This window comes from Glycomyces terrestris, assembly GCF_003933745.1.
GTDB classification, from domain to species: Bacteria; Actinomycetota; Actinomycetes; order Mycobacteriales; family Micromonosporaceae; genus Glycomyces; species Glycomyces terrestris.
In genome coordinates, this window is record NZ_RSEB01000001.1 from 513,662 (window position 1) to 527,628 (window position 13,967).

At 71.4% G+C, this 13,967-nt stretch carries 14 protein-coding genes; 10 read left to right on the plus strand and 4 right to left on the minus strand.

From position 1 onward, the window contains the following. Positions 1-130 precede the first annotated feature (130 nt). From EIW28_RS24460 to EIW28_RS02440, 5 genes are all read left to right on the plus strand, one after another. Positions 131-1,066: a hypothetical protein gene (locus EIW28_RS24460; RefSeq protein WP_187350559.1), complete on the plus strand. Its 936-nt coding sequence runs from the start codon at positions 131-133 to the stop codon at positions 1,064-1,066. A gap of 134 nt (positions 1,067-1,200) precedes the next feature. Continuing rightward, positions 1,201-2,040, plus strand: a complete 840-nt coding sequence (locus tag EIW28_RS02425) for a hypothetical protein (protein WP_125246118.1) — start codon at positions 1,201-1,203, stop codon at positions 2,038-2,040. Between the two features lie 53 nt (positions 2,041-2,093). After that, positions 2,094-3,041, plus strand: coding sequence for an RNA polymerase sigma factor SigJ (gene sigJ, locus EIW28_RS02430; RefSeq protein WP_125246119.1), 948 nt, complete (start codon positions 2,094-2,096; stop codon positions 3,039-3,041). 102 nt (positions 3,042-3,143) lie between these two features. After that, positions 3,144-4,337 (plus strand): NAD(P)/FAD-dependent oxidoreductase, encoded by a 1,194-nt coding sequence (locus EIW28_RS02435; RefSeq protein ID WP_125246120.1) that lies wholly within the window; start codon positions 3,144-3,146, stop codon positions 4,335-4,337. Between the two features lie 118 nt (positions 4,338-4,455). Next, on the plus strand, positions 4,456-5,313 hold the full coding sequence (locus EIW28_RS02440; RefSeq protein WP_125246121.1) for a hypothetical protein: 858 nt from the start codon (positions 4,456-4,458) through the stop codon (positions 5,311-5,313). Between the two features lie 52 nt (positions 5,314-5,365). On the opposite strand, the gene hisS is transcribed toward EIW28_RS02440, so the two are convergent. Both hisS and EIW28_RS02450 read right to left on the minus strand, forming a co-directional pair. Continuing rightward, on the minus strand, positions 5,366-6,691 hold the full coding sequence (gene hisS, locus EIW28_RS02445) for a histidine--tRNA ligase (RefSeq protein ID WP_125246122.1): 1,326 nt from the start codon (positions 6,689-6,691) through the stop codon (positions 5,366-5,368). A gap of 51 nt (positions 6,692-6,742) precedes the next feature. Beyond that, positions 6,743-7,414, minus strand: coding sequence for an MBL fold metallo-hydrolase (locus tag EIW28_RS02450; RefSeq protein WP_125246123.1), 672 nt, complete (start codon positions 7,412-7,414; stop codon positions 6,743-6,745). Positions 7,415-7,539: 125 nt separating this feature from the next. Here EIW28_RS02450 and EIW28_RS02455 point away from each other — a divergent pair, with 125 nt between their 5' ends. The 4 genes from EIW28_RS02455 to EIW28_RS02475 all read left to right on the plus strand — a co-directional run bounded on the left by EIW28_RS02455 (position 7,540) and on the right by EIW28_RS02475 (position 11,815). After that, the gene (locus EIW28_RS02455) at positions 7,540-7,878 is read left to right on the plus strand and encodes a hypothetical protein (RefSeq protein WP_125246124.1); all 339 of its coding nucleotides are present in this window, start codon (positions 7,540-7,542) and stop codon (positions 7,876-7,878) included. Between the two features lie 27 nt (positions 7,879-7,905). Continuing rightward, complete coding sequence (locus EIW28_RS24780) at positions 7,906-8,799, plus strand: peptidylprolyl isomerase (protein WP_232013773.1); 894 nt, start codon at positions 7,906-7,908, stop codon at positions 8,797-8,799. A 128-nt stretch (positions 8,800-8,927) separates the two neighbouring features. Further along, complete coding sequence (locus EIW28_RS02470) at positions 8,928-11,276, plus strand: RelA/SpoT family protein (protein ID WP_269462586.1); 2,349 nt, start codon at positions 8,928-8,930, stop codon at positions 11,274-11,276. 65 nt (positions 11,277-11,341) lie between these two features. Further along, the gene (locus tag EIW28_RS02475; RefSeq protein ID WP_125246125.1) at positions 11,342-11,815 is read left to right on the plus strand and encodes a hypothetical protein; all 474 of its coding nucleotides are present in this window, start codon (positions 11,342-11,344) and stop codon (positions 11,813-11,815) included. A gap of 54 nt (positions 11,816-11,869) precedes the next feature. Here the strand turns inward: EIW28_RS02475 and EIW28_RS02480 are convergent, their stop codons facing one another. Together EIW28_RS02480 and EIW28_RS02485 are read right to left on the minus strand one after the other, a co-directional pair. Beyond that, positions 11,870-12,379 (minus strand): hypothetical protein, encoded by a 510-nt coding sequence (locus tag EIW28_RS02480; RefSeq protein WP_125246126.1) that lies wholly within the window; start codon positions 12,377-12,379, stop codon positions 11,870-11,872. Next, complete coding sequence (locus tag EIW28_RS02485) at positions 12,380-13,606, minus strand: FAD-dependent oxidoreductase (RefSeq protein WP_125246127.1); 1,227 nt, start codon at positions 13,604-13,606, stop codon at positions 12,380-12,382. A 144-nt stretch (positions 13,607-13,750) separates the two neighbouring features. Between EIW28_RS02485 and EIW28_RS02490 the strand changes: the two genes are divergently transcribed. Further along, positions 13,751-13,942, plus strand: coding sequence for a YtxH domain-containing protein (locus tag EIW28_RS02490; RefSeq protein ID WP_125246128.1), 192 nt, complete (start codon positions 13,751-13,753; stop codon positions 13,940-13,942). The last annotated feature ends 25 nt before the right edge of the window (positions 13,943-13,967 follow it).

Genomic DNA, 13,967 nt, shown 5'->3' on the forward strand with positions numbered 1-13,967 from the left:
AGCCGCTCGGGCGGGGGGCGGGCCGTGAATGCCGGTGGATACGGGTGGTTAGAGTGATCCCATATCGCACGGCGTCCGTCCCGTGCAAGCACCCCTCGACCAGAGTACGTTCGCAAGGAGCCATTCACCAATGACCTATCCCCCGCCCCCTGGCTACGGACAGCAGCCGCAGCAGCCGGGCTACCCGCCGCAGCAGCCGGGCGGGTACGCCCCTCAGCCGCAGCAGCCCTACGGGCAGCCGTCGCAGCCCGGCTACGGCCAGCAGCCCGGTTACCCGCCGCCTCCCGGAACGCCCGGCGGCCCCTACGGCGCTCCCCCGCCGATCCCGCCCTCGGGCGGCGGCGGTGGCGGCGGCCTGGTGTGGAAGATCGTCCCCGCCATCCTCGTCGTCCTCGGCCTCGGCATCTGGTTCGTCATCCGCCTGGTGGCGAACGACGGCGACGCCGGCAACGCCCTCGACGACCTCACCGACTCCGACACCTCGGCCTCCGTCGCGGAGGGCGACTGCCTCATCGAGGACCTGACCTCGACCACGACCTCCAGCGACACGGACCCGACCGCCGGCCTGACGGCCGAGTGCGAGGCGGCCGAGGCGTTCTGGACGGTCAACAAGGTCGTCGACAACCCCGACCTGCGGGCCGACTCCCTCGGCGAGCTCGAGGAGTACACCGGCATCGAGACCGAGTGCGGGGCCGTGGCCCTGCGCGGCGCGTTCGGCGAGCTGTGGCAGTCGTACTTCTACGTGTACGACTGGGACGGCGGCGCGGTGGACTACCTGCTGTGCCTGACCGCGATCGAGAAGGAGGACGCCAACGGCGCCCTCCCGATCACCCCGAACACCGGCGACTGCACCGACGGCGAGGGCCGCAAGCTCGACTGCTCCGCCGCGGGCGCGCTCTACATCGTCCAGGAGGTCGAGACCTACGACCCGCCGGTCGAGGAGGCGTCGTGGGACCAGACCACGGCCGTCGGGGGCTGCCCGAACTCCCCGGCCTACTACGCGACGCCGCTGTACGGCGGCGACAACCTCATCTGGGGCGCGTACTGCTCCGACGACAACGCGTAACCGCTGATCGTCCGCAGGCCGCTCCCGCCGCGCGCGGGGGCGGCCTGCGCCGTCTCGGCGGAGGGCCTCCTCGCGGCGGCCGAATATGATGGCGGGGAACCGCCCCGTGCACGGCCACCCGACGGAGAGCCGCCATGACCTACCCGCCCCCGAACCCCTACGACCCCTCGCAGCAGCAGCCGGGCTACGGCCAGCCCTCGGCGCCCCAGCACTACACGACCGACGCCGACCCGTACTCGCGCCCCGACACGTACGGGCCCGGCACCGGCTACGGCAACCCGCCGGTGCACGTCCACCCCGGCAGCGCCCCGCCCGGCACCCCCTACTCCCCCGGCGCGCCCGGCTACGTGCCCGGCCAGGCCCCGGCCCAGCCCACCGGGTCCTTCCAGCCGCCCGGCGGCGGCTTCCAGCCCCCGGGCGGCGCGTTCCAGCCCGGCCAGGCCGCGCCCCCGCCCCCGCGCAGCGGCGGCAACGCCACGCTCATCGTCAGCCTCGTCGCCGTCGTCCTCGTGGTCGCGATCGGCGGCACCGTCCTCGCCATGAACCTCGGCGGCGACGACGGGAAGGACGACGCCGCGCAGGAGACCACCCAGGAGGCCGAGGAGACGACCGCCGCCGAAGAGGAGGACGAGCCGACCACCGCGGCCGAGCCGACCGAGGAGGAGGCCACGAGCGCGGCCGAGTCCGAGTACCGCGTCCCGGTCGAGGGCGAGTGCATCGAGAACGTCACCACCGGGTTCTACGTCGTCGACTGCGCCTCCGAGGACGCGTACTGGTACGTCGTCCACATCGTCCAGAGCCCCGAGGACTCCGACCCGTCCGACCCGACGCACGCCGTGGCCGCCGCCGACGCGTGCGACGGCTACGAGTGGACCCAGTACTACTACACCGACACGGCGATCGCGGCCGGCCGCGACTGGGACCCCGAGATCGACTCGATCACCGCGATCTACTGCGTGCGCGAGAACGGATAGCCCAGGGCCCCAAGGAAGCCGCCGCCCTCCGCCGGGCGGGCTAGGATCGGGCCATGGCCCTCACCGCCCTTGACGTCGACCGGTTCGAGGCCGCCAGGCCGCGCCTGGCGGCCATCGCCTACCGCATGCTCGGCTCCGCGGGCGAGGCGGAGGACGCCGTCCAGGAGGTGTTCCTGCGCTGGCAGGCCGCCGACGTGGAGCGGATCGAGGTCCCCGAGGCGTGGCTGACGAAGGTCCTCACGAACCTGTGCCTGAACCAGCTGACGTCGGCGCGGGCGCGGCGCGAGACGTACGTCGGCGAGTGGCTGCCCGAACCGCTCCTGGGCGGCGACCCGATGCTCGGCCCGGCCGACACGGCCGAGCAGCGCGAGTCGGTCTCGTACGCGGTGCTGACGCTCATGGAGCGGCTGACGCCGAACGAGCGCGCCGTGTACGTGCTGCGCGAGGCGTTCGACTACCCGCACCGCGAGATCGCCGGCATCCTCGACATCACGCCCGCGGCGAGCCAGCAGATCCACCACCGCGCGAAGAAGCACCTCGCCGCCGGCCGCGCCCGCACCGAGATCGACGCGGCCGCGGCCCGCCGCATCGTCGAGGAGTTCCTCGCGGCCGCCACCGGCGGCTCCGTGGCGCCGCTGGTCGAGCTGCTCACGGGCGACGCGGTCGCGTACGGCGACGGCGGCGGCAAGATCCCGGCGAAGGCCAGCCCGTACACCGGCGCGAAGGCGGTCGCCAAGTTCCTGTGGGGCCTGTTCCGGCCCGCCCCGGCCAAGCGACGGATCGCCGGCGGCTCGCCCGAGGTGTACGCGTGGACGGCGAACGGCGGGCCCGCGGCCGTCGCGGTCCTCGACGGGCGCGTCATCGGCGTCATGTGCCTGGAGGTCGGCCCGGACGGCATCGCCGCGCTCCGCAGCCAGGTCAACCCCGACAAGCTCGAACGCGCCACGGCCGTGTGGGCGACGCTCGACCACGGGAAGCCGCTGGTCGTGCAGGCGTTCTGACCTCGCTCATCGTCGTGTGACGTGCTTCACTGCGGGTTCCTGTCAGTTTTCGCGGGCCCGCCCGGTTCAAGGGGCGAACCCGAACCAGACAGGAGCACGACCATGCAGCACCGCATCCTCGTCCTCGGCGCCGGCTACACCGGCGCCTTCGCCGCCGGCCGCCTCGCGCGGCGGCTGCACCCCGAGGACGTCGCCGTCACCCTCGTCAACGCCGAGCCCGACTTCGTCGAACGCGTCCGCATGCACCAGGTCGCCGCCGGCCAGGACCTCAAGCCGCGGCCCTTCGCGGACATGTTCGCCGGGACCGGCGTCGAACTCAAGCTCGCGAAGGTCACCGCGGTCGACGCCGACGCCAAGACCGTCGCGGTCACGACCGCGAACGGGACCGAGACCCTCCGGTACGACACGCTCGTGTACGCGCTCGGCAGCGGCTGGAACGCGCAGGGCGTCCCCGGCGCCGCCGAGCACGCCTTCGAGATCGCGAGCCGGCCCGGGGCCCTGAAGCTGCGGGACCGCTTGGCGCGCATGGACGCCGGCCAGACCATCACGGTCGTCGGCGGCGGCCTCACCGGCGTGGAGGCGGCCACCGAGTTCGCCGAGGCGCGCCCGGACCTGAAGGTCGCGCTCGTCGCCCGCGGCGGCCTCGGCGACTGGGTCTCGCCGAAGGGGCAGCGGCACCTGCGGAAGGTCTTCGCGAAGCTCGGCATCACCGTCCACGAGCACACCGAGGTGGCCGAGGTCCGCCCCGACGCCGTCGTCACCGCCGGCGGCGCCGAGATCCCCAGCGCGGCCACGGTGTGGACCGCCGGCTTCGCCGTCCACCCGATCGCGGCCGCCACCACGATGGACACCACCGACCGCGGCCAGATCGTCGTCGACCGCGACATGGCCTCGGTCTCGCACCCGGACGTGTTCGCCGTGGGCGACGCCGGCTACGCGATCGGCGACGCGGGCAAGCCGCTGCGCATGTCGTGCGCCTCGGGCATACCGATGGCCCAGGTCGCCGCCGACGCCATCACCGCCCGCCTCACCGGCGCCAAGGCCGGCCGCGCGCCGCTCGCCTACTTCCAGCAGTGCGTCAGCCTGGGCCGCAAGGAGGGCCTCATCCAGTTCGTCACCGCCGACGACCGGGCCCGCTCGGCCTCGATCCGCGGCCGCTTCGCCGCCGGCTACAAGGAGCTCATCTGCAAGGGAGCCGCCTGGGGCGCCGCCAACCCGACCTACGGCGCCCCAACCCGCCGCCGCCGCACCGCGACCCCCGCCCCGAACCGCACGACGACGAAGGCCCTCGCCTAGCAGGACAACCGACTTCACCTCCGCTGAGCGTCAGGCGGAGGTGAAGTCCGTCGCTAACGAGAAAATCTCGAAGGTTACGCATTTCGTCACTGGACGAGTGGTTCGTAGCCTCGTCTGGGTGACGACTCAAGCACACGACAACCCGATCAAACTCTGCCGAGAGGAACCCGCTTTCGCCGTCCGCCTCGCCAGAGACCTCCTCGGTGTCCCGATCCCCGCACACAGCGAAGTCCATGCCTACTCCGAGTCCGGGACGGACAGCGAGGTCCGGGACCTCAACGCCGACAACGTCGTCCTCTGCCGCGAAGGCGAGGAGAACCGCTTCGGCATCATCGTCGAAGTCCAGCGGGGCAAGGACGAGCGCAAGCGGTTCTCCTGGCCCGCTTATCAAGTCAACATCCGCCACCGGCTCACCGCCCCGGTCGCGCTGATCGTCGTCTGCCAGCAGCCGGCCGTCGCGGCCTGGGCCGCCGAGGCGATCGAGCTCGGCCACCCCGGCTTCACCTTCCGGCCGCTCGTGCTCGGTCCGCGCAACTATCCGAAGCTCACCGAGCCTTCGGGATCAGGCGAGCTTGCGGAGGAGATGGTGCTCGGCACCCTCATCCACGAGCACGCGGAGGAGATCGAGCAGCTGTTCGCCGCCGTGAACGCGGAGCTCGCGCTGGTCCCGCCGGAGAAGGCCAAACGATACACTGAGTACATGTTGGGGCAGCTCAGCGAGCAGCCCCGCAGAATCCTGGAGGCCCTGATGGAGCAAGACACCTATCCGTACCAGAGCGAACTCCTCGCCGAGCGAGAAGCCCGCGGCAGGGCCGAGGGGGAAGCCAACGCGCTCCTGATCATCATCGAGTCGCGCGGCCTGTCGCTCTCCGACGACGAACGTCGCAGGATCGAGACCTGCCAGGACCTCAACGAGCTGAACTCCTGGCTCAAGCTCGCCGCGACCGCACCCTCGGTCAAGGCCATCATCGGCTGATCACCACCGCATGACACGAAGCGGGCGGCCCTCGGGCCGCCCGCTTCGTTCGCTATTCGGTGATGATCCGCGGGTGGAGGTCTTCCGCGGGAGGGTTCCAGGTGTCGACGTCGACCGTGAGCTGGTCGCCGGAGCGGATGTCCTTCATCTGGGTCCCTTCATCGGTGGTGAAGAGGACGAAGGGGATGCCGCGCTTGTCGGCGAACTTGATCTGCTTGCCGAACTTCGCGGCCGAGGGCGAGAGCTGGGTCGGGATGCCGCGGGCGCGCAGGCGCTGGGCGAGGGCGGTCGCGGCGGGGCGGTCCTCCTCGTTCGCCAGCGCGACCAGGACGCAGGTGGGGACCTCGCGGGTGGCGTCGAGGCGGCCGGCCTGGAGCAGGGGCACCAGGAGGCGGGAGACGCCGATCGAGAGGCCCACGCCGGGATAGGCGTTCTTGCCGTCGGAGGCGAGCCTGTCGTAGCGGCCGCCCGAGCAGACCGAGCCGAGGTGCTCCTCGCCTTCGATGAAGACCTCGTAGACGGTCCCGGTGTAGTAGTCGAGGCCGCGGGCGATCTTCATGTCGGCCACGACGAAGCCGGGAGCGGCGGTCGCGACCGCGTCGACGACGGCCGCGAGTTCGGTCAGGCCCTCCTCCAGGAGCGGGTCGCTGACGCCGAGCGCGCGGATCCGGGCGACGAACGAGGTGTCCTCGCTGCTGATCGCGGCGAGCTGGAGGCACGCCTCGGCCTGCTCGGGGGTCGCGTCCACGCCGTCGACGAGGAGCTTCGCAGTGGCGTCGGGCCCGATCTTGTCGAGCTTGTCGATGATCCGCAGCGCCTCCTCGGTGTCGGCGATGCCGAGGCCCTGGTAGAAGCCCTGGGAGAGCTTGCGGTTGTTGACGTGCATGCGCACCTTGGGGATCGGCAGGTCCTTGAGCGCGTCGGCGACGACGAGCGCGACCTCGGCCTCGTAGTGCGCGGGCAGCTCGCCCTGGTCGACGATGTCGATGTCGGCCTGCCAGAACTCGCGGTAGCGCCCGCCCTGGGGCCGCTCGCCGCGCCACACCGGCTGGATCTGGTAGCGGCGGAACGGGAAGTTGAGCTTCCCGGCGTTCTCGAGCACGTAGCGCGCGAACGGCACGGTCAGATCGAAGTGCAGGCCCAGCTCGGCGTCGCTGGTGTCGCGCGCGTCGGCCTGGAGGCGGCGCAGCACGTACACCTCCTTGGACGTCTCGCCCTTGCGCAGCAGCTGGTCCATGGGCTCGACGGCGCGCGTCTGGAGGTTCGCGAAGCCGTGGAGTTCGAAGGCGCGGCGGAGATGGTCGACGACCTGCTGCTCGACGATCCGCTGCCGGGGCAGCAGTTCGGGGAAGCCCGAGAGCGGCTGAGGTCGTGACATGGGTGTCTCCTAAAGGAATTCGGTGTGTCGACTGAGCGGGAGCGCGGCGGCCTAATGGGCGCCCGCGGCCCGCTTCAGGTACGGGTTGCGGGCGCGTTCGGCCGCGATCGTGGTGGCCGGGCCGTGCCCGGGGAGGACGACGACGGCGTCGTCGAGCGGGAGGACCTTCGTGCGCAGCGTCTCCTGCATGGCCGCGTCGGATCCGCCGGGCAGGTCGGTGCGGCCGATCGCGCCGCGGAACAGCACGTCGCCGGTGAGCGTGTACAGGCCCTCGGCGTCGCCGGTGTGGAACATGGCCGAGCCGGCGGTGTGCCCGGGCGCGTGGTCGACGGTGAAGCGCATCCCGGCGAGCTCGACGATCCCGCCGTCGGCGAGCGTCTGCACGTCGTCGGGCTCGGTCCAGTCCAGGCCGGTGCCGACGAGCGACATCATGTTCGCGCTGAAGCCCTTGGCGGGGTCGGCGAGCAGGTGGGCGTCGTCGGTGTGGATGTAGGCGGGCACGTCGTTCGCGCCGCACACCGGGGTCACCGAGAACGTGTGGTCGAGGTGCCCGTGGGTGAGGACCACGGCGACGGGCTTGAGCCCGCGGTCGGTGAGCAGGTCGTCCAGGCGCGGGGCGATGCCGATGCCCGGGTCCACGACCACGCACTCGGCGCCGGGACCGGACGACAGCACATAGCAGTTCGTGCCGAACGCATCCGCCACCAGCGTCTCGATGAGCACCCGCTCTCACCCCTCCTCCGCGCGTCAGGATACACCGGGCATCCTGCGGTGACGCGCCTGACTTGACCCGGTTAGACTGCGGAACTCGTAACCCCCAACACAAGCGAACGTCATGAGGAGTCCAGGTGCCCGCGAAGTCCAAGCACATGGAGCAGCGCAAGCAGCGCATCGCGAACGCGAAGAAGAACGCGCGCCTCGCGGGCAAGCTGCGCCGGCGCCGCCAGCTCCAGGCGCTGGGCGGACTCCTCGCCGTCGCGGCCGTGCTCACGCTGGTCTACCTGTGGCAGGACGGGTTCTTCAAGGACGAGGAGCCCGCCGGCGAAGAGGTGCCGACCTCGGAGGTCAGCGAGTCGGTGGACCCGCTGGCGACCGATCCGGCCGGTGAGGGCGCCACGGACGCCGCGACCGACGGCGCGACCCCCACCACGGAGTCGTCCGCGTCTCCGACCGAAACGACCGAGTAACCCCTACCGCGCGAAGGAGATCCGACGGTGGCGTCGAAACAAGCCCAGCGACTGGCGGCCCGGCAGCAGTTGCAGCAGCGCATGGCCGTCAAGGCCGAGGAGGAGCGCCGCCGGCGCACCGTCGCGTGGAGCATCGGGGGCGTGGCCGCCCTCGTGGCCCTCGGACTCCTGGCGTGGGGGGCCTTCGTGTGGCTCGCCCCCGACGACTCCGGCTCCTCCGCCGATCCCGACGTGCAGCAGCTCGTGAACGACGCCGAGGCGGCCTCGACCCGCTGCGACGGCGTCGAGCCCAGCGGCGAGGGCGCCACCGGCGCGCCGACCGAGGGCCTCACCGACGGCCGCCCCGCGCAGGACGTCTACCTCGAGTGCCTCCAGATGAGCGCCCCGGACGCCTCGGAGACCGCGGCGTGCATGTACACCTCGATGGACGGCACCAGCCCGGTCCCGCTCGCGACCCAGCCCGCCGCCGGGACGCAGGTCATGACGATCGTGACGAACCTCGGCGTCATCACCGCCGACATCGACACCGCCGGCGCCCCGTGCACCGCCGGCTCCTACACGTTCCTCGCCCAGGACGGGTACTTCGACGGCCAGCAGTGCCACCGCCTGACCACGGACGGCATCTGGGTCCTCCAGTGCGGCGACCCCGACGCGCGCGCCGCGATCGAGGCCGGCACCCCGGAGATGGCCGGCGCGGGCTCCCCCGGCTACCAGTACGGCGAGGAGAACACCCCGGTCGAGGCCGAGGCGAACTACCCGGCCGGGACCATCGCCATGGCGAACGCCGGCGCCGGCACCACCGGCAGCCAGTTCTTCATCGTCTACGAGGACACCACGCTCCCCGCGGACTACACGATCCTCGGCCAGATCACCTCCGGCCTGGACATCGTCGAGCAGGTGGCCGCCGCAGGCGTCATGTGATCCAATCGCGGGCGCGGTCCGGGCAGCGGTGGCGGCCCGGGCTGCGCCGCGCGGCTAGGATTGATGCGTAGCGCGGCCTTGTCGAGGCTGCACATACCCGAAGTGCCGTGCGATACGAGGAGGCGTGCGTGGTGACCGAGCGAGCCGCGTCCGGCAGACCCGCCGACGCCGCGCCCACGTCGGGCGGCCCCATCGGGCCGCCGACCGGGCGTCGCATGCGGGCCCGGCTGGCGCGCTTCAACGCGCCCTGGCAGTCCTCCACCCTCCCCGAGGTCCTGGAGCCGCTGGTGGCGGCCCACCGGGCCGCGCACCCCCGCGCGGACGTGCGGCTCCTCCAGCAGGCGTACACGCGCGCCGAGCAGCTGCACAACGGGCAGTTCCGCAAGTCCGGCGACCCGTACATCACGCACCCGCTCGCGGTCGCCTCCATCCTCGCCGAGCTCGGCATGGACACGAACACGCTCGTGGCCGCGCTCCTGCACGACACCGTGGAGGACACCGAGTACCAGCTCGACGAGCTCGGCGCCGAGTTCGGCGGCGAGGTCGCGCTCCTGGTCGACGGCGTCACCAAGCTCGACAAGGTGAAGCTCGGCGACGCGGCGAAGGCCGAGACGATCCGCAAGATGGTCGTCGCGATGGCGAAGGACCCCCGCGTCCTGGTCATCAAGCTCGCCGACCGCCTCCACAACATGCGCACACTCACGTTCCTGCCGCCCGAGAAGCAGGAGCAGAAGGCCCGCGAGACGCTCGAGATCCTCGCGCCGCTGGCCCACCGGCTCGGCATGAACACGATCAAGTGGGAGCTGGAGGACCTGTCCTTCGCCACGCTCTACAAGAAGCGCTACGCCGAGATCGCGCGCCTGGTCTCCGAGCACTCCCCGCAGCGCGAGATGCTCCTCCAGCAGGTCGTCGCGCAGGTCAAGGACCACCTCAAGGGCTCGCGCATCAAGGCCGAGGTCTCCGGGCGCCCGAAGCACCTGTACTCGATCTACCAGAAGATGATCGTGCGCGGCCGCGACTTCAACGACATCTACGACCTCGTGGGCCTGCGCATCCTCGTCGAGGACGAGCGCGACTGCTACGCGGCCCTCGGTGTGATCCACGCGAACTGGCAGCCGGTGCCGGGGCGCTTCAAGGACTACATCGCGATGCCGAAGTTCAACATGTACCAGTCGCTGCACACCACGGTGATCGGCCCGAACGGCAAGCCCGTCGAGATGCAGATCCGCACCTGGGCGATGCACCGCACCGCCGAGTACGGCATCGCCGCGCACTGGAAGTACAAGGAGACCAAGAACTCCACCGTCGCCGGCCCGCCCGCGCACATCGACGACATGGCGTGGCTGCGCCAGCTCCTCGACTGGCAGCGCGAGGCCGCCGACCCGTCCGAGTTCCTCGACGCGCTCCGCTTCGACCTGGCCTCCTCCGAGGCGTACGTGTTCACGCCCAAGGGCGACGTCATCGCCCTGCCGGCGGGGTCGACGCCGGTGGACTTCGCGTACGCGGTGCACACCGAGGTCGGCAACCGCTGCATCGGCGCCCAGGTCAACGGCAAGATCGTGCCGCTGGAGTCGACGCTGTCCAACGGCGACGTCGTCGAGGTCTTCACCTCGAACTCCGAGAACGCGACCCCCAGCGAGGACTGGCTCGCGTTCGTCAAGAGCCCGCGCGCCCGCACCAAGATCAAGCAGCACTTCAAGCGCGAGCGGCGCGAGGAGGCCATCGAGCTGGGCAAGGACGAGCTCACGCGCGCGATGCGCAAGCGCCGCCTGCCGCTCCAGCGGATGCTCACCCACGACAACCTCACCTCGCTCGCGAAGGACCTCAACCTCAAGGACGTCGAGGCCCTGTACGCCGCGCTCGGCGAGCACCACATCTCGGCCTCGAACGTCGTGCAGAAGCTCCTCGAGGTCCAGGGCGGGGCCGAGGGCGCCGCCGAGGACATGGCCGAGGCCACCGCCCCGACCCAGCCGGCCCGCATCGTGCCCGAGGCGCACGGCGACATCCACGCCGCCGTCACGGTCGCCGGCATGGAGGAGGGCGAGATGCCGGTGCGCCTCGCCCACTGCTGCAACCCGATCCCGGGCGACTCGATCATCGGCTTCGCGACCCGCTACCACGTGATCTCGGTGCACCGCAGGGACTGCGAGAACGCCGAGGAGCGCGTCGAGCTCCAGCCCGACCGGGTCCTGGAGGTCCACTGGTCCCACGAGGACGACCAGGCCACGTTCGTGGCCACGGTCCAGGTCGAGGCCCTCGACCGGCACCGGCTCCTCGCGGACGTCACGCAGGTCCTCTCGGGCGAGCGCGTCTCGATCCTCTCGGCCACGGTCACCACGACGCGCGACCGGGTCGCCTTGTCGCGCTTCACGTTCGAGATGGCGAACCCCGAGCACCTCGACCACATCATCAAGGTGATCCGGAAGGTCGACGGCGTCTACGACGCGTACCGCCTCACGGGCGCCGAACGCAGCTGACCGGCTTTCGCATTCCCGGGTTACAGTGTGCCGGTCGGTACCCAGCGCACCCAGAAAGCACGGTCATGACGCAGCTGTCCCAGTTCGACGACGACGAGCGCGACCTCCTCCTCGACACCCCCGGCGTGGTCCTCAAGGGCGCCATCGTCGCCGACGGCTCCACGAGCCCGCTCGTGTTCCTCAAGGAGGTCACCGCGGGCGCCCGGGTCTTCAAGCAGGCCCAGCGGCACGAGAACGCCTTCGTCAAATCGGTGGCGCTGGCGCTGAAGCACCGGGGCCTCGACGAGGACTCGGAGCTGCCGGTGACCGAGGAGGCCATGCCGCAGGCGCTCAAGCTCGCCCGCGAGGCGAGCGCCCTCCTGCGCGAAAAGGCCGACCCCGAGGACGCCGCCGTCTACACCGGCTGGCTCCTCCACCTCGCCACCGAGGTCGCGAGCGCCGTCAAGTCCCGCGAGGGCGGCCTGCTCAGCCGGAAGGTCGCCATCAGCGAAGGCGAGCGCCTCTTCCTCGAAGACCTGGAACGGGCCCTGAACGGCTGACCGCGGCGACAGACCCGCAGGCCCGCGCCCGATGGGGCGCGGGCCTGCGGCGTGTCAGGAGGCCCTGGTGAAGGTCATGTTGACGCCGTCGTCGGGATGGTAGTTCCACGTCACCGTGATCCCGTCGAACTCGGCCTCCTGGTATCCGTCGAGCGCGCGGGTGTTGTCCATCCGGTCCCTGACCGAGTCGGGGACCTCGAGCTCGTCGAGGATGCAGTAGTACTGGGTGAGGGTCGCGCCAGGCATCTCCTCCGCCCCGGCGCGGTCGATGCTCAAGGTGTCCCCGCCGTCGCCGACGCGGACGTCGGAGGAACCGACGGCGCAGGCCTCCTTGACGGCCTCGAAGTGGTCGTCGTCCGCGGCCGCGCCGCCGCCGGACCCGTTCCCGGTGAGGCCGACGGTCAGGCCGATGAAGAACGCGGCGGCCGGTCCGACGATCACCCACACCAGGAGCGGGTTGCGCCGACGCGGCGGTGCGGCGGGCAGGAATTCGGCCGGTCGGGACTCGGGGGCGTCGGGCGGCACGGGGGTACCGGCTTCCGTGGGGGTCTCAGGGGTCGTCATCTATGGAGCGTCGCACCGAATCCCCGGTTGCCGCACCGGTAACCACTCGATCGTGTGGGCGTACTGCCAGGCGGTCTTCTCCGGGGTGGTGAAGCGGGACATGAAGAACGGCATGAATGCGTCGCGGAAGCGGGCGGCGATGGGGCCGGCGGCCTTGGACTGGTTGGTGCGGGCGGCCTCGGCGATGACGCGTTCGACGCGGGCGCGCCGGCGGGACTCGAAGGTCGCGAACGCGTCGGCGACGGGCAGGTCGCGGAGGCACTTGGCGAGTTCGACGGCGGACTCGGCGGCGAGGCTGGCGCCCTGGCCGGAGGACGGTGAAGTGGCGTGGGCGGCGTCGCCGAGGAGGACGATGCGGCCCTTGCACCAGACCGGGACGTGCGGGAGGTCCTCGAGGGGCGAGGGCGGAATGAACCCGTCGGGCGTGACGTGGTCGAGGATCTGGAGCGCGGGGCCGGCGTCGTCGGCGAAGGCGGCCCTCATGCGGGCCATCCATTCGGCGAAGGTGGTGTTCCGGAGGTCGGCGTCCTCGATGCGCTTGTAGGGCAGGTTCGCGAACCAGCCGGTCCGCTCGCCGTCGGAGAGGTGTCCGAAGAAGGCGCGGCGGCCGAAGACCATGCGGAAGTCGCCGCCGGTGGGCGGGACGCCCGCGGGGCCGTCGATGTAGCCGCCGAGGCCGATCAGGCCGGTGTAGCGGGGCCTGACGGAGGGGTCGATGAGGCCGCGCACGGCGGAGCGGATGCCGTCGGCGCCGATGAGGATGTCGGCCTCGGCGGTGGTGCGGTCGTCGAACTGGGCGATGACGCTGCGGCCGGTGTCCACGGCGCCCTCGAAGCGCTTGCCGTAGGTGATCGGGACGCCCTCGGCCTCGGCGCGGGCTTGCAGGAGCGCCGAGATGCGGCCGCGCGGGAGCGTGACGCGCACAGGCAGGGACGGGTCGGTGTCGATCGTGCCGAGGACCTTGCCGGACCCGGAGGAGATGACCATGCGGGGCGTGGGCATGCCCTCGGCGGCCACGTCGGCGTCGGCGCCGACCACACTCAGGGCGTTCAGGCCGTTCGAGGCGAGGCCGAGGGGCCCGCCCTGGGAGCCGGTGCCGGGCCGGTAGGCCTCGAAGACCTGCGCGTCGATGCCGGCCTTGCGCAGGGCGAGGGCGGCGACGGGGCCGGCGACGCCGCCGCCGATGACCAGGGCGGTCCGGGCCTTGCGGAGCTGGGAGTTCGTCATGGAAGGCACGGTATGGCGCAACCGGCCCGCCTGGCGTCACCCTGCGGTAGCGTTCGGGATTCGACCGGGGTTGTACGGGGAAACCTCTTCGAGAACCCGAATCCGCTCATATAGTGATACCGACTCACGTAGGGAGGGGTTCACGTGGACAAGTTCAACGAGTTCAAGGACAAGGCCGGCGACATGGCCGACGACGCCCGGGACAAGGCCGAAGACCTGTACAACAAGGCCAAGGAGTCGCCGATCGGCGACAAACTGGACGACGTCTCGGACCAGGTCAAGGAAAAGGCCCAGGGCCTGCTCTCCAAGCTCAAGGGAGACAGGGGTCCCGAGTAGTCCGGCTCCCGTTGAGCCAGCCAGC